At 72.4% G+C, this 20003-nt stretch carries 22 protein-coding genes; 9 read left to right on the top strand and 13 right to left on the bottom strand.

The window, feature by feature from the left end:
* Positions 1–130: 130 nt before the first annotated feature.
* Both ELY19_RS19230 and ELY19_RS19225 read left to right on the top strand, forming a co-directional pair.
* The gene (locus ELY19_RS19230; RefSeq protein ID WP_126197657.1) at positions 131–460 is read left to right on the top strand and encodes a nuclear transport factor 2 family protein; all 330 of its coding nucleotides are present in this window, start codon (positions 131–133) and stop codon (positions 458–460) included.
* 5 nt (positions 461–465) lie between these two features.
* A complete protein-coding gene (locus tag ELY19_RS19225) occupies positions 466–732 on the top strand; it encodes a hypothetical protein (RefSeq protein ID WP_126197656.1) in 267 nt (88 codons plus the stop codon).
* Here the strand turns inward: ELY19_RS19225 and ELY19_RS19220 are convergent.
* Positions 713–1066, bottom strand: a complete 354-nt coding sequence (locus tag ELY19_RS19220) for a MerR family transcriptional regulator (RefSeq protein ID WP_227966965.1) — start codon at positions 1064–1066, stop codon at positions 713–715. The genes ELY19_RS19225 and ELY19_RS19220 overlap by 20 nt on opposite strands.
* A gap of 27 nt (positions 1067–1093) precedes the next feature.
* Here ELY19_RS19220 and ELY19_RS19215 point away from each other — a divergent pair, with 27 nt between their 5' ends.
* On the top strand, positions 1094–1894 hold the full coding sequence (locus ELY19_RS19215; protein WP_126197655.1) for an alpha/beta fold hydrolase: 801 nt from the start codon (positions 1094–1096) through the stop codon (positions 1892–1894).
* 17 nt (positions 1895–1911) lie between these two features.
* Complete coding sequence (locus ELY19_RS19210; protein WP_126197654.1) at positions 1912–2499, top strand: isochorismatase family protein; 588 nt, start codon at positions 1912–1914, stop codon at positions 2497–2499.
* Between the two features lie 21 nt (positions 2500–2520).
* On the opposite strand, the gene ELY19_RS19205 is transcribed toward ELY19_RS19210, so the two are convergent.
* The 9 genes from ELY19_RS19205 to ELY19_RS19165 form a co-directional block, all read right to left on the bottom strand.
* Positions 2521–2952 carry a PPOX class F420-dependent oxidoreductase gene (locus ELY19_RS19205; RefSeq protein ID WP_126197653.1) on the bottom strand — a complete coding sequence of 144 codons (432 nt, stop codon included), beginning with the start codon at positions 2950–2952 and terminating at the stop codon, positions 2521–2523.
* A gap of 55 nt (positions 2953–3007) precedes the next feature.
* Positions 3008–4213, bottom strand: coding sequence for an MFS transporter (locus tag ELY19_RS19200; protein WP_126197652.1), 1206 nt, complete (start codon positions 4211–4213; stop codon positions 3008–3010).
* Positions 4210–5121, bottom strand: coding sequence for an alpha/beta hydrolase (locus ELY19_RS19195; protein WP_126197651.1), 912 nt, complete (start codon positions 5119–5121; stop codon positions 4210–4212). Before ELY19_RS19195 ends, ELY19_RS19200 begins: the two co-directional genes overlap by 4 nt.
* Before the next feature lie 88 nt (positions 5122–5209).
* Positions 5210–6055, bottom strand: coding sequence for a helix-turn-helix domain-containing protein (locus tag ELY19_RS19190; RefSeq protein ID WP_126197650.1), 846 nt, complete (start codon positions 6053–6055; stop codon positions 5210–5212).
* A gap of 80 nt (positions 6056–6135) precedes the next feature.
* Complete coding sequence (locus tag ELY19_RS19185) at positions 6136–6426, bottom strand: DUF1330 domain-containing protein (protein WP_126197649.1); 291 nt, start codon at positions 6424–6426, stop codon at positions 6136–6138.
* A 16-nt stretch (positions 6427–6442) separates the two neighbouring features.
* Positions 6443–7921, bottom strand: a complete 1479-nt coding sequence (locus ELY19_RS19180) for a precorrin-2 C(20)-methyltransferase (RefSeq protein ID WP_126197648.1) — start codon at positions 7919–7921, stop codon at positions 6443–6445.
* Positions 7918–8553, bottom strand: coding sequence for a precorrin-8X methylmutase (locus ELY19_RS19175; RefSeq protein WP_126197647.1), 636 nt, complete (start codon positions 8551–8553; stop codon positions 7918–7920). The genes ELY19_RS19180 and ELY19_RS19175 overlap by 4 nt, the downstream gene beginning before the upstream one ends.
* A gap of 9 nt (positions 8554–8562) precedes the next feature.
* Positions 8563–9549, bottom strand: coding sequence for a ferredoxin-like domain-containing protein (locus ELY19_RS19170; RefSeq protein WP_227967231.1), 987 nt, complete (start codon positions 9547–9549; stop codon positions 8563–8565).
* 71 nt (positions 9550–9620) lie between these two features.
* Positions 9621–10691 (bottom strand): beta-ketoacyl-ACP synthase III, encoded by a 1071-nt coding sequence (locus ELY19_RS19165; RefSeq protein ID WP_126197645.1) that lies wholly within the window; start codon positions 10689–10691, stop codon positions 9621–9623.
* 170 nt (positions 10692–10861) lie between these two features.
* Between ELY19_RS19165 and ELY19_RS19160 the strand changes: the two genes are divergently transcribed.
* Entirely contained in the window at positions 10862–11479 is a 618-nt protein-coding gene (locus ELY19_RS19160; RefSeq protein WP_164711653.1) for a TetR/AcrR family transcriptional regulator, read from the top strand.
* On the top strand, positions 11476–11958 hold the full coding sequence (locus ELY19_RS19155; RefSeq protein WP_126197643.1) for an FAS1-like dehydratase domain-containing protein: 483 nt from the start codon (positions 11476–11478) through the stop codon (positions 11956–11958). Before ELY19_RS19160 ends, ELY19_RS19155 begins: the two co-directional genes overlap by 4 nt.
* 6 nt (positions 11959–11964) lie before the next feature.
* Here ELY19_RS19155 and ELY19_RS19150 read toward each other — a convergent pair whose 3' ends face one another.
* Genes ELY19_RS19150 through ELY19_RS19140 form a run of 3 tightly spaced genes read right to left on the bottom strand, consistent with a single transcriptional unit; the run spans position 11965 to position 14821 of the window.
* Positions 11965–12603, bottom strand: coding sequence for a LutC/YkgG family protein (locus tag ELY19_RS19150; RefSeq protein WP_227966963.1), 639 nt, complete (start codon positions 12601–12603; stop codon positions 11965–11967).
* A complete protein-coding gene (locus ELY19_RS19145) occupies positions 12600–14036 on the bottom strand; it encodes a LutB/LldF family L-lactate oxidation iron-sulfur protein (protein WP_126198937.1) in 1437 nt (478 codons plus the stop codon). Before ELY19_RS19145 ends, ELY19_RS19150 begins: the two co-directional genes overlap by 4 nt.
* A 44-nt stretch (positions 14037–14080) precedes the next feature.
* Complete coding sequence (locus ELY19_RS19140; RefSeq protein WP_197715931.1) at positions 14081–14821, bottom strand: (Fe-S)-binding protein; 741 nt, start codon at positions 14819–14821, stop codon at positions 14081–14083.
* A 161-nt stretch (positions 14822–14982) separates the two neighbouring features.
* Between ELY19_RS19140 and ELY19_RS19135 the strand changes: the two genes are divergently transcribed.
* From ELY19_RS19135 to ELY19_RS19125, 3 genes are all read left to right on the top strand, one after another.
* Positions 14983–15744, top strand: a complete 762-nt coding sequence (locus ELY19_RS19135; RefSeq protein WP_126197640.1) for a FadR/GntR family transcriptional regulator — start codon at positions 14983–14985, stop codon at positions 15742–15744.
* A 10-nt stretch (positions 15745–15754) separates the two neighbouring features.
* Entirely contained in the window at positions 15755–19342 is a 3588-nt protein-coding gene (gene cobN, locus ELY19_RS19130) for a cobaltochelatase subunit CobN (RefSeq protein ID WP_126197639.1), read from the top strand.
* Between the two features lie 111 nt (positions 19343–19453).
* Positions 19454–19996: an FxsA family protein gene (locus ELY19_RS19125; protein ID WP_126197638.1), complete on the top strand. Its 543-nt coding sequence runs from the start codon at positions 19454–19456 to the stop codon at positions 19994–19996.
* The last annotated feature ends 7 nt before the right edge of the window (positions 19997–20003 follow it).

Raw genomic sequence — 20003 nt, 5'->3', positions numbered from 1 at the left:
GCACGTCCCCGTCGATCCACAAGGAGAGCTTGTGGAAACGCCCGGAATTCGAGCGGCAGCGTCGGCCGGTCGCCCCTACGATGGCGGTTGTGGAATCGCAACCCCACGGACGTACGACGAGGAGACGCGCATGACGAACATCGACATCCCCAGCCCGGTCGCCGAGTTCATCGATTCGGTGAACGCCGGCGACGAGAAGGCCTTTCTCGACGCCTTCACCGCCGACGGTTTCATCGACGACTGGGGGCGGGTCTTCGGCGACCGTGCCGCGATGCAGGGGTGGAGCGCGAAGGAGTTCATCGGCGCGAAGGGCGTGCTGACGCCGGAGAAGGTCACCGTCGACGGCGACACCGTCACGGTGGTGGGCGACTGGCGGAGTACGCATGCCAACGGCCTCAGCGAGTTCACCTTCGTCGTCGCCGGGGACCGCTTGAAGTCCATGACGATCCGCGAAGGCTGACGGCCGTGCGGACGGTCGTCATCGTCACACTCGGGATCGTGCTGGCGCTGGCGTTCCTCGCCGTCGGCCGCAGGTCCGGGTCGGTGGGTCCACAGCGCGCCGCGATCGCCTTCGTCGTGCTCTGGACGCTGGCGATGATCGCCAACCTCGCCGTCGGCGTCTCGCACGGCTACACGGTGGCCGAGGAACTCCCGATCCTGGTGGTCAACGTCCTTCCCGGCGCCGTCGTGGCACTGGTGGGCGCCCGCCTGCTCACCCGAGAAGCGCACTGACGGCGGACCGCCTCCGGGTAAGCTCCTTGAGATCCGCCTCGATGCGCGCGAGGGTGGCACGCATGGTCGCCTCGATCGCGGGACACAGGTCGACCGTCCGCTCGTCCCGCGCGCACGGCAGGATGGCGCGGATCGCGTCGGTGTCGAATCCGGCGTCGAGCAGGCCGCGGATTCGGCGCACCTGCGCGGCCGCGCCCGCGCCGTAGACGCGATATCCCGTGGACGTGCGCTCGGGCAGCAGGAGCCCCTTCTCCTCGTAGTACCGCAGCGAGCGCGCGCTCGCGCCGGTGACCGCGGACAACTCGCCGATCAGCATCTCGCCCTTGACCTTCACACCGGCGTCAACCCGCAGACTGCACGCATGTATTCCGGTCGCGCCACCCACATCCTGTCCGAGTCCGGCACCGCCGTCGTCGATCGCGGCGCGGGCCCCGTCGTCGCGCTCGCCCACGGCGCGGGCGGCGGGGTACTCGAGAACTTCTCCGTCCTGCTCGATCACGCCCCCGGCCTGCGCTTCGTCGGTCCGTCCTGGCCCGGGTCCGGCGGAACCCCGCTCACCGCGGCACCGCTCGCGCTCGAGGACCTCGCGGACCGCACCGTTGCGGCTGCCGTGAGCCGCGGCGCCGTCCGGTTCCCCATCGTCGGCCTCTCCCTCGGAGCGGCCGTCGCGGTCACCGCAGCGCACCGCCATCCCGATCACGTCTCGGCACTCGTGCTCACCGTCGGCGTCGCGCGCTCGGACTTCCGGGTCCGGACGGTCACGGACACGATCCGCGTCCTCGCCTCGGCCGGCGTCCGCGACGAGCTCGCGGCGTACGTGGTCTCCGTCGCATCCTCGGACGCGACTCTGCGCGTCCTGCCGCAGGCGGAGATCGAGGAGGCGCGGATCGCGGTCCGCGACACGATGCCGGAGGGGATGGCCGCGCAGTTCGATCTCGCCGGGCGCGTGGATGTCACCGGTCTCCTGCCCGGGATCGCGGTCCCCACCATGGTCGTCGTCGCCGGCGGCGACCGGTTGGTTCCCGCCGACATCGCGCGGGAGTTCGGGGCGATCCCGGGGTCCCGCGTCGTCGAATACGCCGGAGCCGGGCACATCTTCACGCCGCCGGAAGCCGGCGAGTGGGCCGGCGAGGTCGCCGACTTCCTGCGCGCTACGGAGTGAGCGCGCATGATCGGGGCATGACAGCTGCTGTACTCGCCCTGCACTGGCAGGTCAACGTGATCGAGCCGGAGGGCTTCTTCGGCCCTATGCTCGCGGCGCCGGTCGCCGAGTCCGGCGTCGTGGACCGGGCCGCCGCGTTCCACGACGCGGCGCGGGCAGCGGGCGTACCGGTCATCTTCACCCGGTTCACCGTGCCCGAGGGGGAGGGCGACCTGGTGCGGAACACCGCGTTCATGCAAGCGGTGGGCGCGGCCCAGGATTCCTTCCGCCCGGACGCCAGCGGCACGCGGATCATCGCCGCGATGGCGGACCAGCCGACGGCGGTCTACGACAACCAGCGCCTTTCCGGACTGGCGGGGCCCGCGACGGACTGGCTCGCGGAGCACGGGATCGACACTCTCTACCTCACCGGTGTCGCGACCAATCTCACGGTCGAGCAGACCGCGCGGCACGGCACCGACCTGGGGCTGGTCGTGCACGTGGTCGAGGACTGCGTGGCGGCGGCCGATCCCGCGGTGCACGCGGCATCGCTGGCGAACCTCGACCTCGCGACCGCGGGCAGGGTCACCGCCGTCGAGGCGCTCCGCCGCTTCGGCGCGGCCTGAGCGACACGAGGCCCGGTCGCGTCAGCGCAGCCTGGCGCCGTAGACGTGGGTGATCTGCAGGACGAGCAGGACCCGGCGATCGGCGACCATCGCCTCGCGGTACTCACGCCAGTCGGGGTGTTCGCCGGCGCCGCTGCGGTAGTAGTCGACGAGGGCGTCGACCTCGGGGCCGTCGGGGTCGGTCGACGGACCGATGAGCGTTGCCGTGCCCTCGGCGGTGGCCCAGGTGTAGCCGTCCGCGCTGGTGAACTCGATCGCCGCGCGCGGATCGCGGCGCAGGTTCGCCTCCTTCGCGCGGCCGGCGGTCATGGACACCAGGATCCGGTCGGCGTCCGCGTCGTACACCGTGGTGACCGGCGAGAGCTGCGGCATGCCGCTGGCGCGAAGCGTCGCGAGGACGCCGAGGCGGCTGGAGGCGATCAGGCTGCGGGGGTCGAACTCGGACGGTGCCATGGTCGGTCCAACGCCTCGCCGGCCCCGCCTGTTCCGGGGCCGGCGAGGCGGAGTGTCAGACCCGCACCTCGTCGACCCGCATACCGGCCCGCGGAACGCGGCGCCGGCGCTCCACGACGATGCTCCCGGTGGCGAGCAGAGCACCCGCCCCGCTGAGGGCGACGCCGATCCAGACCGGCGCCAAGGGTCCGCCGCCGGCGCTGATCCCCACGCCGCCGAGCTGGGCACCCACGGCGTTGCCGAGGTTGAACGCGGCGATGTTCGCGGACGAGGCGATGAGGGTGGCGGTGCCGGCGTTCCGCAGCACGCGGAGCTGGAGCGAGGGCACCGTCGCGAATCCGATGAGCCCCATGGCGGCGAGCGCGACCGCGACCAGCGGTTTCGATCCGGCGGCCAGTGCGACCGCGGCGATGCCGAGCGGCAGGACCGCGGCGAACAGGAGCAGCGCGCGGTCCGCATCCCGGTCGGCGGCACGGCCGCCGACGAGGTTGCCGGCGAACAGGCCCAGCCCGAACAGTACGAGAAGCCAGGGAATCGCGGCGGCGCCGAAGCCGGTGACGGACCGCAACAGCGGCTCGATGTAGGTGAAGGCGCCGAACAGGCCGCCGAAGACGAGCGCTGTGACCCCGCAGGCGACCCAGACGGAGGGGCGCAACAGCACCGACAGCTGGGCACGCACCGAGGTCGTTTCGGCGGACGGGTTCGGCACCAGCGCGGCGATGGCCGCCATGGCCACCAGCCCGATCACCGCGACCGCGACGAACGTCGCCCGCCACCCGAACCGGTGACCGAGGGCGGTGCCGGCGGGAACCCCGAGCACGTTGGCGACGGTGAGTCCGGCGAACATCAGCGCGATGGCGGACGCCTGGCGGTCGGGGGTGACCAGCCGCGCCGCGAGTACGGCGCCGATCCCGAAGAAGCCGCCGTGGCACAGCGCGGCCAGGATCCGCCCCGCCATGACGAGTTCGTACGTGGGTCCGGCGGCCGACAGCGCGTTCCCCGCGACGAAGAGCGCCAGCAGGATCAACAGGGCGGTCTTCGGCGGCCGCGCCACGAGGGCGAGCGTCACCGTGAAGGCACCGAGGACGACGCCCAGCGCGTATCCGGTGACCAGGCCGCCGGCCGCGGGGATGCTCACGCCGAGGTCGTTCGCGACGTCGGAGAGCAGCCCGGTGATGGAGAACTCCGTCAGCCCGATCCCGAAGCCGCCGGTGGCGAGCGCGAGCAGTCCCGGGTGGAAGCGCTGCGTCGTGGTTGTCATCGTGTTCCGTTCAGGGTCAGGCGCAGCCAGGCAGCGAGGTCGCGCTGGAGATCGGCGGCCGCGTCGAGCACCGCATCCATCCAGTAGAAGCCGTGCAGGGTGCCGGGGTAGTCGCGGTACTCGACGGTGACGCCGGCGCCGCGGAGCGCGGCCGCGTACTCGGCACCGTCGGGCCGGAGCACGTCGTACTCGGCGGTGCCGACGAACGCGGGCGGGAGCCCGGAGTAGTCGGTCGCGTCGAGCGGTTGTGCGCCCTCGGGTGCCGGGCCGGGTCCGAGGTAGTGGTTCCAGAACCACTCGACGTCCGCGGCGGTGAGACTCACGTCGCTATCGGACAGCTCCGTCGCCGGGGAGTGCCGGCGCAGCGACGGGTACAGAAGCGCCTGAGCCGCCACGGCCGGCCCACCGTGATCGCGGACCCGCTCGACGAGGGCCGCGGCGAGCGTTCCACCCGCGCTGTCGCCGACGACCGCGGTGCGCGCGGGATCGACGTCGAGTGCGCCGGAGGCGATCCAATCCAGCACGGCGGCAGCGTCGTCGACGGCCGCCGGGTAGGGGTGCTCGGGCGCCTTGCGGTAGTCGACGGTGACGATGGTGAATCCCGTGGCGCGCGCGAGGAGTCGAGCGGGTTCGTCGCTGATCTCGATGTCGGCGATCACGAAGCCGCTGCCGTGCAGCATGAGCACGACGGGACCGCCGGGCGGACCGTCGCGGTAGACGCGCACGGGGAGGGACGATCCCGGGCCGACGACGTAGGTGTGCCGCACGTGGGCGATCTCGGGTGCCGGGCGTTGGAGGTCGAGGTAGCCGCGACCCGCGCGGCGGGCCTCGGCGACGGTGGAGGCGTGTACCGGTGCGGCGTCCGCCGTGGCGGCGAGGTGGGCGGCGGCCTGGGGGTGCAAGGGCATGGCGGTCCTTCGTTTTTCGGGCAGCGCTCATCGCCGGGAGGCGCGTCCCGGTGGCGCTACGGGGGAGTGGGTGAACGGGGGGGAGGTCTCAGCCGGCGACGCGGTGCCGCAGCAGGGTGAGGGCGTCGTCGTCCGGGCTGCCGGGCACGGCGCTGAAGGCGATCATGCGGGCACCGTCGGACTCGGGGAGGTGGAGCATCTGGTAGCAGAGGTCGAGCCGGCCCACCCAGGGATGGTGGAAGTGCTTGATCCCGTTGGTGCAGAGCTCGACGGCCTGGAGCGCCCACAGCCGGGCGAAGTCGCGGTCGAGCGCGAGCTCGCCGAGCAGGCGGCGCAGCGCCGCATCATCGGGGAACTGCGCCGCGACCCAGCGGAGCGACGCGACCGCCAGCTCGGCCTCGAACTCCCAGTCGACGTAGAGCGACCGTACTTCGGGGTCGAGGAAGGTCTGCCGGACCTTGTTGGGCGGCGTCTCGGCGTGCTGCGCCTCGAACGCCACGTGCGGGGCGAGAACCGCGTGTCCGAGGCGGTTCCAGGCCAGGACGTCCTGATTGCGCGAGAGCACGACGGCGGGTGTGTCCATCGCGTCGACGAGCTGACGAACGCCCGCGAACCCGGCGCCATCGCGGTCGATCGGCGCGGCGCCCTCGCCGGAGGGGTGCGCGAGCTCGAGCAGGTGCAGGCGTTCCACCTCGCTGAGCCGCAGCGCTCGGGCCAGCGCAGTCAGGACCTCGTCGGAGGGATTACCCGCGGCTCCCTGCTCGAGCCGGGTCAGGTAGTTGACCGACACGCCGGCGAGGTCGGCGAGCTCCTCCCGTCGCAGGCCCGGGACGCGACGACGGCCGTAGCTGGGGAGGCCGAGGTCGTCGACGTCCACCGCGGCGCGTCGGGAGCGGAGGAACGAGCCGAGAGTCGGGGCGGTCTCTTCGATCATGTCCCCGAGTCTGGTCCACCCCGGGCGAGGTTTCCTGCCCCTGCGAGGGGCAGGAGACCCGTTCGGCGGATGAGTCCAGGTCAGGAGCCTTCGCAGATGCGGATCTCGCGCACGGCGCCATCGCCCAGCGCGGCGAGGGCCTCCTGGTACGCGGGGGAGTCGTGCGTGGCGATGGCCTGCTCGAGGCTGTCGAACTCGATCATCGTGGTGCGCTCGATCTTCCCGGCCTCGTAGGCGACGGCGGCCTGGCCACGGACGATGAAGCGCCCGCCGCCCTCGGTGATCGCCGGCCCGCCGAGGGCCGCGTACGCCGCCATCTTCTCGGGATCCTTGATCTCCTGGTAGAACGCGATCCAGTACGCCTTCGCCATGTCCGTCTCCTTCTTCTCAGTACCTACGGGGAGTGTGCACGATCCGGCCGCCGGAGCGCTCGGTGACCTCGGTGCGCGAGGACCCGACGATGAGCAGGCAGCGCATGTCCACCTGCTCCGGGTCGAACGCCCCGAGGGTGGTGACCGTGAGCGTCTCCTCCGGCGAGCCCACGGCGCGACCGACGACGACCACGGTCTCGGGGGAGCGCACCTCGAGCAGCACGTCACGCATCCGGACGAGCTGCTCACGACGCGTCTTCGACGCCGGGTTGTACACCGCCAGCGCGAGATCCGCGGCGGCCACGGCGCGCAGACGCTGCTCGATCACGTCCCAGGGCTTGAGGTAGTCCGAGAGGGAGAGCACCGCGTAGTCGTGGCCGAGGGGCGCGCCCACCCGGCTCGCGACGGCGTTGGCCGCCGTCATCCCCGGAAGCACTCGGACGGTGACGTCGTGGAAGGCGGGGTCCGCGGCGACCTCCGCGACGGCCGAGGCCATGGCGAACACCCCCGGATCGCCGGAGCTGACCACCGCCACGCGTGCACCGGCCTGCGCGAGTTCCAGTGCGTGCCGGGCACGGTCGGCTTCGACGCGGTTGTCGGAGGCGTGCACGCGTTGCCCCGGGCGGGGGCGGACACGATCGGTGTAGGTCTGGTAGCCGACGAGGTCCGTGGCCTCGGAGAGCTCGTGCCGCACCTCCGGCGTCGTCCACGCCTCGTCGCCGGGTCCGAGGCCGACGACGACCACCTCCCCGCGTCCGTCCGACGGGGCCGCGGGCGCGTTGATCCGGCCGGGCACGAGCACTGTCGCGAAGTACGGCACGTCCTCGGCGCTGACGTCGCCGACCGCCAGCACCCGCTCGTCCGCGCGGCTGGCCCGCTCGACGTACCACGCCGCGCCGTCGCGATCCGCGTCCCGCAACGCATCACGCACGGTCGGGAAGGTCCTGCCCAGCTTCATGATGGCCGCGGCGTCGGTGTCGGCGAGTCGTCGCCGCAGCTCGGGCTCGGGAAGGGTGCCGGGCAGCACGGTGAGCACCTCGTCGGCCTCGACGAGCGGGACGCCGGTGGCGGCGGCCGCGGCGCTGACGGAGGTGACCCCGGGAACGACGATGCACTCGAACCGGTCGCGCAGCCGCTTGTGCATGTGCATGTACGAGCTGTAGAACATCGGGTCGCCCTCGGCGAGCAGCGCGACGTTCCGTCCCGCGGCGAGGTGCTCGGCGAGTTCCTCGGCGGCGCCGGCGTAGAAGTCGTCGAGCGCGCCGCGGTAGCCACCCGGGTGATCCGTCGTCTCCGTCGTCACCGGATACATCAGCCGGATCTCGGTGTGGTCCTCGCGAAGGTAGGGCGCGGCGCACGCCCGCGCGTTCGAGCGGCCGTGGCGCGCACTGTGATAGGCCACCACGTCGGCCTCGGCGATGATCCGCGCCGCCTTGACGGTGACCAGTTCCGGGTCGCCCGGTCCCACGCCGACGCCGTACAGGATCCCCGTCACAGCTCCTCCTCCCGCGCCAGCGCGTTGAGCGCCGCCGCCGTGATCGCGCTTCCGCCCCGGCGGCCCAGCACGGTGATGTACTCGACGCCCAGCCGGCCCGCCTCGGCGACCAGCGCGTCCTTCGACTCCGCGGCGCCGATGAAGCCCACCGGGACGCCCACGACCACCGCGGGTCTCGGCGCGCCCGCCGCGAGCAGGTCGAGGAGATGGAACAGGGCGGTGGGCGCGTTACCGATCGCGACGACGGCGCCTGCCAGGCGATCGCCCCACAGCTGTAGGGCGGCGGCACTGCGCGTGGTGCCGAGATCGGCGGCCAGCGCCGGCACCCGCGGGTCGCGGAGCAGGCACAGCACCTCGTTGTCGGCGGGGAGGCGCTTGCGGGTCACGCCGTGCGCCACCATGTTCGCGTCGGTGAGGATGGGGGCGCCGGAGGCGAGCGCGGACCGTCCGGCGGCGACGGCGTCCGGGGAGATGCGGATATCGCGATCGAGGTCGGTCTGACCGGCGGCGTGGATCATGCGGACCGCCACCGCCTCCGCGCCGGCGGCGAACGCGGTGAGGTCGGCCTCGGCGCGGATCGTGGCGAACGACCGCCGGTAGATCTCGGCGCCGTCGGTGAGGTAGTCGTGCACCCGGGAAGTCTATTCGCCGGGCTCGCCGGACACGACCACCCGTCGGTGTTCGCCCGACGGTGCGCCGCATCCGCGGTCGCAGGCGACCACGTGGACGCGCTCGTCGTCGGCGATGCCGCCGGCGATCTCCGCGGCGCGGGTGAGCGAATCGCCCTGCGCGCGGGCGCATCCGTGGTCGCCGACGCAGGCGCTCACGCGCAGCAGCGGGGCGGCGGCGTCGAAGATCAGTCCCATCGGGGCGAGGACGCGCACCACGGTCTCCGCGGCGCCCTCCTCGAGGCCGTGCACGTGCAGGGTCCGCCACGGAGTGACGGTGATCGGGTGCTCGACCGCGGCCACGAACCGCGCCGTGTGCGGGTCGAGCCGGCCGAGCGGCACGCCCATGCCGAGCGTCACCGAGCCGTCGGGCCGGTCGAACCAGCCGACCGGTGGCGGCACGGGCGGCGCGGGCACGTCGCGGGGGCCGGTCACCGCCCCGCCGAGGGCGGCCGCGATGCGCTCGGCACCGTCGGAGAGCTCCCGGACGCGCCACTCGTCGCTGCGTACGTCGAGGAAGGCCTGCGCGGCGTCGAGCAGCGCGTCGACGGTGCCGGGCAGGTCGGTCGGGTGGCCGTCGAGGTGCAACGAACCGCCGCGGACCTCGGCGTCCGCGGCGAGCGCCGCCACGTCGCCGCCGTCGTCGAGGGCGAACAGGAACCGGCCCGGCAACTCGGCGAGGCCGGCGCGCGCCCGCAGCCCCTCGTCGAGACGTGCCGCCACCTCGCGCAGACCGTCGGCGAGGGGCGAGGCGACGATGTTGCGCACCCGCTCGTGGGTCTCCGAGGGCAGCAGCCCGGCGGCGGCGAGTCGAGCCCGGGTGGCCTCGAGGTCCGCGATGCCGCGGAGCTGCACGTTCCCGCGCGAGGTGAACTCCAGGGGTTCGCCGCCGGCGAGGTCGGCGAGCAGGTCCAGCTGTGCGGGCTCGAGGGCGCCGCCCGGCAGCCGAACCCGGACCAGGGCACCGTCGGCCGCGGCGTGCGGTCGCAGGACCCCCGGGCAGGCGTCGGGCTGCTTCGGCTGCAGTGCGATCAGTCCTCGAAGTGGACCGGCGGCAGGGTGATGACGTGGCCGGCGTAGGCGAGGCCGGAGCCGAAGGCCATGACGAGCGCGGTCTGGCCCGGCTTCGCCTTCCCGGTGCGGAGCAACTCCTCGACGGCGAGCGGGATGGACGCGGCGGACGTGTTGCCGGTGGTCACGATGTCCTCGGCGATCACGCAGTCGTCGCGCAGCTCGAGGGCCTTGATGAGCACCTGGGTGATGCGCAGGTTCGCCTGGTGGGGCACGAAGACGTCGATGTCCTTCGAGGTCAGGCCGGCGAGCTTGAGCGCCTCCTGGCAGGCGGGCAGCAGCGCCGTCGCGGCCCAGCGGAAGACTTTGCGGCCCTCCATCCGCAGGAACGGGCGCACGGGGGCCTCGACCGCCCCGGCCGTGTCGTCACGGTAGGCGTGCACCTCGTCGAAGTAGGTGCCGAAGTCCTTGTCCTGGTAGATCGCGGTGGTGAAGTCGCCGTCGGCGCCCCACGAGACCTGGGAGACCCCCACCTCCTCGGTCGGTCCCAGGACCGCGGCGCCGGCACCGTCGGCGAAGATGAACGCGCAGGTGCGGTCCTCGGGCGAGATGAGGTCGGAGAGCCGCTCGACGCCCACGACCACCACGTACTTGGCGGTGCCGGCGCGGATCAGGTCGGTGCCGACGGCGGCCGCGGTGGTGAAGCCGGAGCATCCGGCGGTGATGTCGAAGGCGGGGATGCCGACGCGGCCGAGCTCCTTGGCGATCTGCGGCGCCAGCGACGGGCCCAGCTCGAGGCGGGTGTTGGTGGCGGAGATGACGCAGTCGATCTGCTCCGGGTCGATGCCTGCGGCCTTCACCGCGCGCTCGGCGGCCTTGACCGACATCGCGAGGATGGTCTCGTCGTCCTCGGCGAAGTGCCGCGACTCGATGCCCGAACGCGTTTTGATCCACTCGTCGCTCGAGTCGATCTTGTCGACGATCTCGGAGTTGGGCACGACGCGCCGCGGACGGTAGGCGCCGATCCCGAGGTAGCTGACATTCGACTGCTCAGCGGGGGCGGGAGGGGCGATCCGGGCAGGGGCGGTCATGCGTGAGGTACTCCGTTCGGGGGATGGCGCGAGTGAACCATTCGGTTCATCGACCCGTCATTGGTAACATGAACCGAGCGGTTCAAACAAGCGCCGCCACGCCGCGTGGCGACTTCCCCCCCACCGGCGCCCCGTCGTCACCGTCGAGAGTTGAGGAGGGTCAGGCACCGATGCCCGCCGCCCCCAAGCCGCGTCCCCGACCTCGGGTCCGACTGGTCAACACCGCGCTCAATCTGGTCGGCCGCCACGGCTTCGCGGACGCCGGCCTGGCGGAACTCACCGCACAGTCGCAGGCCTCGAAGAACTCGCTGTACCAGTACTTCCCCGGCGGCAAGGCGGAACTGGTCGAGGCGTCCACGTCCTTGGCCGGCCGCCGCCTGTTGCGGTACATCGACGCAGCGACCTCGAAGGGAGAGCCGCGGGAGTGGATCGGCCGGTTCATCGAGCTGTGGAAGCGCGTCCTGGTCCGGTCCGAGTTCCAGGTCGGGTGCCCCCTGCTCGCGGCCGCGCTCGCCGACGGCGAGCCGCGGGTCCAGGATGCAGCGACGGCCGCGTACACCGAGTGCGAGCGCCGGTTCGCCTCCGCGCTCGTGGATTACGGCGTGGAGGAGCGCGGGGCGCTGGTCTTCGCGTCCGTGTTCATGAGCTCGATCGAGGGTGCCGTCGCCCGCGCCCGCGCGGCCCGCGACATCTACCCGCTGACCGATGTCTACCACTCGATGATGGCGCTGCTCGACCTGACCATCGCGGCCCCCGACACGGTGCGGGGCGCTACAGTCGCCGAATGACCGACGGCGACGACACCCTCTGGCTGGACGATTGCTACTCCGTGGACGCGGAGAGCCTCCGATCGTACGGCCGGGCCACCCGTTCGCCGCACGTGCCGTACGCGAGTAGCCGGATCATCCCGCGCGATACGCCCGTGCCGCCGCTCATCATCGCCGACCCCGTGTTCAAGGTCGCGGCGCGGCTGCTCGCCGAGCAGATCGAGGATTTCAACGTCGGCCGACTACTGCACGTCTCGCAGACCGTCCGTCAGGTCGAGCCACTCCGCATCGGCGACGTCGCCTCGCTGGGTGCCCGCGTCGCCGACCGCGTGACGAGGGCGGGGATCGACCTGTTCACCGTGGACTGCGTGGTGCGGGTCGGCGGTGGCACCCGGATCGAGACGTCGAGCGTCGTCGCGTACGCCGGCGGTGACGATGCGAACACCGACCTCGTCGATGCGGCCGCGCCCGGCATCGTCATGCACGGCGCCGTGCTCTGACCACGCTCACTCCACGACGATCACCCGCAGGTTCCGGGGCCCGTGCACGCCCTCGACGCGATCCAACTCGATATCACTGCTGGCGCTCGGGCCGCTGATCCAGGTCAGCGGCCGGACGTGGGCACCGGCGTCGCGGAGCCGGGCGACGGCCGCCGGCACGTCGTCGACGATCCGGTCGGCGTGCACCACGCAGACGTGGACGTCGGGCACCAGGGTGACGGCCCGCCGCCCCTGCCCCGCGCCGTGGTCGAGGACGATCGTCCCGGTGTTCGCTATCCCGATGGTGGCGGTGGTGACCACCGCCGCGGCGGCGTCGAGCCGGTGCGGCGCGAGGTCCTCGTCGTCGAGCCACGGGACCGGGCCCGGCACGAGGCGCCGGACCACGTCGTCGCCGAGCACGCCGGCGGTCCCGTCCACGGGTCCGAGCGCTGAGCGGACCGTCGGACCGAGGTCGGCGGGGGCGCACCGCCGCACCTCCGCCCGGTAATCGGCCACCCGTTCCGCGAACCGGTCGACGACCCCCAGGTCGCCGGTACCGACGGGTCGGCCGTAGCTCCACGGGACCGGCGTCTCGGCGGTGTCGGGATCACCGACATCGGCGAGCGCGGCCCGGACCCGTCCGAGGATCTCCTCGCGCGCCGTCACCGGTCGTCCCACCCGTCGCGCTCGCGGGCCCACCATTGCCGGAAGGTCTCCGTCGGAGGTACCGGGGTGTCGCGCTCAGTGCTCCACCCGCGCATCGGGCCCGGCAGCCTGCCGAAGGTCCCGCGCGTACGGAAGACCCGTCCGGTGACGGTGGCGGCGCGCTGCGCCGCGCGCAGCCGTCCGGGGCGGTCGAACATCCACGCCGCGCCCCTCATGGCCGCCGCCTCCGGCTTCGGGATGCCGCCGCGCGCCTCGTCGACGACCCGGGTGCGCAGGTGGACCAGCAGGTCCGGAATCGGGATCTTCACCGGGCACGCGTCGAAGCACGCGCCGCACAGGGTGGAGGCGTACGGCAGCGAGGCGTCGACCTCGGACGACGTGCCCCGCAGTTGGGGCGTGAGGATGGCACCGATGGGGCCGGGGTACACGGAGCCGTAGCTGTGCCCACCCACCCGCTCGTACACCGGGCAGACGTTGAGGCAGGCCGAGCAGCGGATGCAGCGCAGCGCGGAACGGCCCACCTCGTCGGCGAGGACGTCGGTGCGGTGGTTGTCGAGGAGCACGATGTGCACCGCCTCCGGGCCGTCGCCGTCGCCGGCCGGCCCGGTCCAGATGGAGGTGTACGGGTTCTCCCGCTCGCCGGTGCTCGAGCGGGGGAGCACCTGGAGGAAGACCTCGAGGTCGGCGAAGGTCGGCAGGATCTTCTCGATGCCCACCACGGAGATGAGGGTCTTCGGCAGGGTCAGGCACATGCGGCCGTTGCCCTCGGACTCGACCACGACCAGTCCGCCGGTCTCGGCGATGGCGAAGTTGGCCCCGCTGATGCCGACCTCGGCGCGGAGGAACTTCTCGCGCAGGTGCAGCCGCGCCGCCTCGGCGAGCCGGGCGGGTTCGTCGGTGAGGTCGTCGGGGGCGGCCCGGCCGACCTCTTTCATCCGGCGCAGGAAGATGTCGCGCACCTCGGTGCGATTGCGGTGGATCGCGGGCACCAGGATGTGGCTGGGCCAGTCCTCGCCGAGCTGCACGATGAGCTCCGCGAGGTCGGTCTCCCAGGCGTCGATGCCGGCGGCGGCGAGAGCCTCGTTGAGTTCGATCTCCTGCGTCGCCATGGACTTCACCTTCACCACCTCCTCGGCGCCGGTCGCCCGTACCAGGTCGACGACGATCCGGTTCGCCTCCTCCGCGTCGCGGGCCCAGTGCACGACGGCACCCGCGGCGGTCGCGGCGGCCTCGAACTGCTCGAGGTAGCGATCGAGGTGCCGCAGGGTCCGGTTCTTGATCGCCTCCGCGGCGTCGCGCAACCGTTCCCAGTCGTCGAGCTCACCGACGACGGCGGCGCGCTTGCCGCGGATGACGGAGGTGGCGTGGGCGAGGTTGCGGCGCAGCGTGGTGTCGCCGAGCGCCTCGCGCGCGGCGGCGGGGAACGCCGGCATGCCGACGAACGTGCCGGTCACGCCGACGTGGGGATGTCCGGCGGTCACGGCCCGCCTCCTTCGGTCGATGCCAGGATCTCGGCGAGGTGCACGGTGCGGACGCCGTCGCCCTGACGCGACAGCAGGCCGCCGATGTGGGCGAGGCACGAGTTGTCGCCGGCGACGAGGTAGTCCGCGCCGGTGCCGCGGACGTGCGCGGTCTTGTCCAGGCCCATCGCCACGGAGACGGCGGCGTTCTTCAGAGCGAAGGTGCCGCCGAAACCGCAGCACTGGTCGGCGTCCGGCAACTCGACGAGGTCGATGCCGCGTACCGCGCGGAGCAGCCGCAGCGGGCGGTCGCCGACGCGGAGCATGCGGAGCGAATGGCAGGTCGGGTGATACGTGACGCGGTGCGGGAAGAAGGCGCCCACATCGGTGACGCCGAGCACGTCCACGAGGAACTCGCTGAGCTCGTACACCCTGGGCGCCAGGTCGTCGACGGCGGCGCGGAGCCCGCGGTCGCCGGCACGGTCGGCGAGCCCCGGATACTGGTGTCGCACGGAGCCGACGCACGAGCCCGACGGGGCCACGACGGCGTCGTACTCGGCGAAGACCTCCACGAAGCGGCGCACGCCCGGTATCGCCTCGTCTGCGTAGCCCGTGTTGGTGAACATCTGTCCGCAGCAGGTCTGGGCCGGCGGGAAGGCGACGTCGACGCCGAGGCGCTCCAACAGCCGGACGACGGCCTTCGGGGTCCCGGGCCACATCGTGTCGTTGAAGCACGTGGCGAACAGGGCGACCTTCACGACGGCGCCGTCCGGGCGCGACGGGAAAGCGGGTGAGGCATGGAGATCTCCAGGACGGGCTGAGGCGGAGCGATCAGTGCTGTGGTCTGACCACAGGATCGACGCTAGGGTGGCGGGCATCACATGTCAACCGATCCGCGCTCTCCTGGAAGGCTGAGCACATGACGCTCGACGCACCGGACTGGCGACCCGTCGCCCGCACCCGCACGTACCAGCTGGTGATCAGCGCCATCGAGGATCAGATCCTGGCGGGTTCGCTCCGCGTGGGCGACGCGTTGCCTCCCGAGCGCGACCTCGCCGCGCGACTGGAGGTGAGCCGCCCCGCGGTCCGGGAGGCGCTGCGGGTGCTGGAGGCGCAGGGCGTCGTCACCTCCGGGACCGGGAGCGGCCCGCGCGCCGGCACCTTCGTCAGCGCCATGCCCGCCGACTCCCTCGCGCACTTCCTCCGCCTCCACATGGCGCTCACCAACTTCGAGTTCCCCGAGATCGTCGAGGCGCGAGTACTGCTGGAGCGCTCCTCGGTGTCCCTCGCGGCCCGCGACGCCGACGCGGCGGCCCTGGCCCCGGTCCGTGCCGCACTCGCCGCCATGGACGCGGCCGGGGAGGACCGCGCGGCCTTCAACGACGCCGACACCGAGTTCCACACCGCGATCGCCGAGGCCTGCGGAAATCGCCTCGTCACGACGGTGACCGTCGCCATCCGCGGCGCCCTGCGCGCGGGGATCCTCGCCGCGTTCGAGCAGATCGAGGACTGGCCCGCGCTCACCGCGGTCCTGCAGGACGAGCACCGGGCGATCCTCGCGGCGATCGAGGCACGGGACGCGGGCCGCGCCGCCGATCTCACCGAGGCGCACATCCGCGGCGCCTATCGCCGCCTGCCCGGACTGCACTCGGGAACGATCCTCGGAAACGGCGCCCACTAGGGTTGGGGCGGTGATCCTCCTCCTCTCCACCTCGGACACCGACCTCCTCAGCGCGAAGGCCAGCGGCGCGGACTACCGCTGGGCCAATCCGGCCCGGATCAGCGTGGAACTGGACCTGCCCGGCCTGCTCGACGGGGCCGACGTCGTGGTGGTCCGCATCCTCGGCGGTCGCCGGTACTGGGAGAGCGGCCTCGACGCCCTGGCCGCGAGCGGCAAGCCGGTCGTCGTGGTCTCGGGGGAGCAGGCGCCCGACGCCGACCTCATGGAGGCGTCGACGGTGGCCGCCGGCGTCGCCACGCAGGCGCACGCCTACCTCGCCGAGGGCGGACCGAATAATCTGGCGCAGCTGTACCACTTCCTATCGGACACCATCCTGCTCACCGGCGACGGCTTCGCGCCGCCCGTGACGGCCCCGCAGTGGGGTGTCGTGCCGCGCCCCGCGGCGGTCACCGCGGCGGACGGTCCGCAGATCGGCGTGCTCTACTACCGCGCCCAGCACCTCGCGGGGAACACCGCCTACATCGACGCGCTGGCCTCGGCGATCGAGGCGCGCGGAGCGGTCGCGGTGCCGATCTTCTGCGCCTCGCTGCGCACCGCCGACGACGCCCTCTTCGCCGAGCTCGGCACCCTCGACGCCCTGGTGGTGACAGTGCTCGCCGCGGGTGGCGTCAACGCAGCGGGTGCCGCGGCGGGCGGCGACGACGAGTCGTGGGACGTCGGCCGCCTCGCGGCGCTGGACATCCCGATCCTGCAGGCCCTGGCGCTCACCACCTCTCGCGAGCAGTGGGAGGGCAGCGACGACGGCCTCAGTCCGCTCGACGTCGCGACGCAGGTCGCGATCCCGGAGTTCGACGGCCGCATCATCACCGTGCCCTTCTCGTTCAAGGAGATCGGCGACGACGGCCTGCCCGCCTACGTGCCCGACCCCGAGCGCGCCGAGCGGGTCGCGGGACTCGCACTGCGGCACGCGCGGCTGCGCAGCATCCCGAATGAGGAGAAGCGGATCGCGCTGATGCTCTCGGCGTATCCCACCAAGCACGCCCGGATCGGCAACGCCGTCGGCCTGGACACACCGCAGTCCGCGCTGGAGTTGATCCGCCGGCTGGCCGCCGCCGGCTACGACATCGGCGATCCGGCGGAGGTTCCGGGGCTGGAGGCCGACGACTCGGACGCCTTCATCCACGCCGTCATCGCCCGCGGCGGCCAGGACCCCGACTGGCTCTCGGACGAGCGCCTCGACGGGAGCGAGGTCACCGTCGACCCCGCGACCTACCGGGCCTGGTTCGCGACGCTCCCACAGGACCTGCGCGAGGCCGTGACGGAGCACTGGGGCGAGGCTCCCGGCTCGCTGTTCACGACCGGCTCCGGTGACATCGCGATCGCCGCGCTGCGGTTCGGCAACCTCACGGTCATGGTGCAGCCGCCGCGCGGCTTCGGCGAGAACCCCGTTGCGATCTACCACGACCCGGACCTGCCGCCGAGCCACCACTACCTGGCGAGCTACCGGTGGCTGGCCGACCGCGACCACGGTTTCGGCGCCGACGCGGTGATCCACCTCGGCAAGCACGGCAACCTGGAATGGCTGCCCGGCAAGACGCTCGGCATGTCCGCATCCTGCGGGACCGACGCCGCGCTGGCCGACCTGCCGCTGATCTACCCGTTCCTGGTCAACGACCCGGGCGAGGGTACCCAGGCCAAACGGCGCGCGCACGCGGTGCTCGTGGACCACCTCATCCCGCCCATGGCACGCGCCGAGAGCTACGGCGACATCGCGCGCCTCGAGCAGCACCTCGACGAGTACGCCAACGTGCAGAGCCTGGACCCGGCGAAGCTGCCGATGATCCGGCAGCAGATCTGGACGCTGCTGCAGGCCGCCAAACTCGACCACGACCTGGGCCTGGAGAACCAGCCCGACGAGGACGCCTTCGACGACATGCTGCTGCACGTGGACGGCTGGCTGTGCGAGATCAAGGATGTGCAGATCCGCGACGGTCTGCACATCCTGGGCGCGGCCCCGTCCGGCGAGGCGGAGACCGACCTGGTGCTCGCGATGCTGCGCGCCAAGCAGATGTGGGCGGGCTCCGTGCACACACCGGGCCTGCGCGAGGCCCTGGGCCTGGAAGAAGGCGCGGTGGGCGGCCCCGAATCCCGGACGAAGACGGACGAGTTCGAGGCCCGGGCCCGCGAACTGGTGGTCGCCGCGGCGGCCGCCGACTGGGCACCGTCGGCAATGCCCGGCCTGACCGACGATCCGGCCGTCGCGAAGATCCTCGACTTCGCGGCGACGGAGATCGTGCCGCGCCTGCGCCGCACGGGCGACGAGATCGCCAACGTGCTGCGGGCCCTCGCGGGCGGATTCATCCCGGCCGGGCCGTCCGGCTCACCGCTGCGCGGCCTGGTGAACGTGCTGCCCACGGGGCGCAACTTCTACTCGGTGGATCCGAAGGCCGTGCCGTCGCGGCTCGCGTGGGCGACGGGCCAGGAGCTGGCCGCCTCGCTGCTCGCGCGGTACCGGGACGAGCATGGCGAGTACCCGCGCTCCGTCGGGCTGTCGGTGTGGGGAACCTCGGCCATGCGCACCGCCGGCGACGACATCGCGGAGGTCCTCGCACTGCTCGGCGTCACGCCGGTGTGGGACGAGCAGTCCCGCCGCGTCTCCGGCCTCGAGGTCATCGGGCTCGAGGAGCTGGGCCGCCCGCGCATCGACGTGACCGTCCGCATCTCCGGCTTCTTCCGCGACGCCTTCCCGCACGTCGTGGCGATGCTCGACGACGCGGTCCAGCTGGTCGCCCGTCTCGACGAGGACGATGCCTCCAACTACGTCGCGGCGCACACCCGCGCCGCGCTGGCGGAGCACGGCGACGACCGTCGCGCGACGACCCGCGTCTTCGGCTCCAAGCCGGGCACGTACGGGGCCGGTCTGCTGCAGCTCATCGACTCGAAGAACTGGCGCAGCGACGCCGACCTCGCCGAGGTCTACACGGCCTGGGGCGGGTACGCGTACGGTCGCGGGCTCGACGGTGCGCCCGCAGCCGACGACATGCGGGCGGCGTACCGGCGGATCAACGTGGCGGCCAAGAACATCGACACCCGCGAGCACGACATAGCCGATTCGGACGACTACTTCCAGTACCACGGCGGGATGGTCGCGACGGTGCGGCACCTCACGGGGTCCGATCCCGAGGCGTACGTCGGCGACTCCACCCGCCCCGACTCGGTGCGCACGCGCACGCTGAGCGAGGAGACGAACCGGGTCTTCCGGGCCCGCGTCGTGAACCCGCGGTGGATGGCGGCGATGCGCCGGCACGGCTACAAGGGCGCCTTCGAGATGGCCGCGACGGTGGACTACCTCTTCGGCTTCGACGCCACCGCCGGCGTGATGGCCGACTGGATGTACGAGAAGCTCACCGAGAACTACGTCCTCGATCCCGAGAACCGCAAGTTCATGGAGGAGTCGAACCCGTGGGCGCTCCACGGCATCGCCGAGCGGCTGCTCGAGGCCTCCCAGCGCGAACTGTGGAAGGCCCCGGACCCCGAGCTCCTCGCCGCCCTCCAGCAGGCCTACCTCGACACCGAGGGCGACCTCGAGGACCGCTGATCGAATTGAACACAGTTTCTGTTCAGCCCGACCTGGGCTTTCCCTGACAGGAACAGTGTTCAATTGCGAGGGGGCGGGGAACCTTTCGCCCGGTTCACCCGTTGTACCGGTATGAAGCTCTTCGCGTTCCTGACCTACCTCGTCGTGGAGATCGCGGCGTTCGCCGGGCTGGTGTCCTGGCTCGGCTTCGGCTGGGCGGTGCTCGCCATCATCGGCGCCACCGTGCTCGGCGTCGTCATGCTGCGGCGCACCGCCGCCGGCGTGCTGCGCGACCTCGGGCGGGCGCTCGACGGGCAGCGGTCCGCGGGTCCGGCGCTCATGGACACCGCGATCCTCGCGGCGGCCGTCTTCCTGCTCGCCGTGCCCGGCGTGGTGAGCACCGCGCTCGGCCTGCTCCTGCTGGTCAAACCCGTCCGCGCGGTGGTCCGCCCGGCGGTCGCGTACGTCGGCGCCAAGCGCGTCGCATCGTTCGTCGAGGAGTCCGGCCTGGTCACCGTCCTCGCGGGGCAGCCCCGCGGATACGGGACCGTCGTCGACGGTGACGTGATGTCCGGCCCGGACGGTGACGTGGGCCGCGAGCGGACCGACGAGCCGATCGTCGACGTGACGCGGTACGGGCCCCGGCCCGGATTCCGCGAGTTGCCGCCCGCGTAGCAGACTG

This window comes from Tsukamurella paurometabola (genome assembly GCF_900631615.1).
GTDB lineage: Bacteria > Actinomycetota > Actinomycetes > Mycobacteriales > Mycobacteriaceae > Tsukamurella > Tsukamurella paurometabola_A.
This window is presented reverse-complemented; position numbering and strand designations above follow the sequence as displayed.